Raw genomic sequence first — 1,327 nt, forward strand, 5'->3', positions numbered from 1 at the left:
TGCAATTTTCAGAGAATATTTATATTCTCAATCTAGTGATTATGGCATGAAGGTAACACCCCTTCCCATACCGAACAGGTAGGTTAAGCTTTAATGCGCTAATGGTACTGCAGGGGTAACTTTGTGGGAGAGTAGGTCATCGCTAGGTAACAAAAAACCACTAAGTTTAACTTAGTGGTTTTTATTTTCTTTAAAATTATTATACTATTTTAAAGAGAAGTGGATTAGATTCATATGATGTACTTAAAACTTTTCCTATGCTGTCATGAATCACTAAATTTGCTTGTTTATCATAAGGAGTAGAGGACTTGTTAATAAGAATTAAATTATCTCCTCTAAAATATTTTATGAGATTTGCAGCAGGGTAAACCACAAGAGAAGTTCCACCAACAATTAATGTATCGGCAATACTTATTGCTTTAATAGAACTTTCTAATATGGGCATATCTAGACTTTCTTCATATAGAACTACATCTGGTTTAACAATTCCACCACAGCTATCACACCTAGGAATTATTGATTTACTATTTATTATATAGCTTGAATTAAAAAACTTATTACACTTCATACAATAATTTCTATGAACAGACCCATGAAGTTCATATACATTTTTGGAACCTGCCATTTGGTGTAAACCATCAATATTTTGGGTGACTATAGCTTTTAATTTATTTTTTTGTTCCATTTTAGCCAATGTAACATGTGCATCATTAGGTATTACATTCGGGAAAATCATATTGGCTTTATAGAATTTAAAAAAGTCTTCAGTATTATTTATAAAAAATGAATGACTTAAAATAACTTCAGGAGGAAATTTTAAGTCGGTTTGTGTTTTATACAAGCCATCTTTGGAACGAAAGTCAGGAATAGAACTTTCTGTAGATACCCCGGCACCTCCAAAAAAAACTATATTAGTAGAATTTTTTATAATTGTTTTTAATCTTTCATAACACATAATTTCAGCTCCTTTAATACAGTATAACAGTTTAATCAATAGATAGTCGGTATTAATATGAAAACGGGATGTTATGACAAAATAGAAAACTTTAAAATAGGGGACAAGAAACTATATACTTATCCTAGTGTATCAATATGAGATATGACTAGTATTATTGATGAATAGTGGAGAAAAATAAGAATAAATTCAAAATATGGACTATAGCGGTAATATATAATGATTTTGTTATGGTAAAATACTCTTTGTCGTCGCAAGTGTGATGAACGTTAAACAAATTAAATTGGTCTTTGAAAATTAAACAGAGAAATAGGTAAAATAGCGAAATAATATTTCGTTAGACCAGTTAATTACTTTAGATAAAGAAGTAAT

General features: G+C 29.4%; 1 protein-coding gene and 1 rRNA gene. One reads left to right on the top strand and one right to left on the bottom strand.

Features of this window, described 5'->3' with window-relative positions; all coding sequences use genetic code 11:
- Positions 1-31: 31 nt before the first annotated feature.
- Positions 32-148, top strand: a 5S ribosomal RNA gene (rrf, locus tag KPL51_RS23030).
- A gap of 51 nt (positions 149-199) precedes the next feature.
- Here the strand turns inward: rrf and KPL51_RS23035 are convergent.
- A complete protein-coding gene (locus KPL51_RS23035) occupies positions 200-955 on the bottom strand; it encodes an NAD-dependent protein deacylase (protein WP_216166769.1) in 756 nt (251 codons plus the stop codon).
- Positions 956-1,327 lie beyond the last annotated feature (372 nt).

The organism is Clostridium bowmanii, assembly GCF_018861315.1.
GTDB lineage: Bacteria > Bacillota > Clostridia > Clostridiales > Clostridiaceae > Clostridium_AD > Clostridium_AD bowmanii.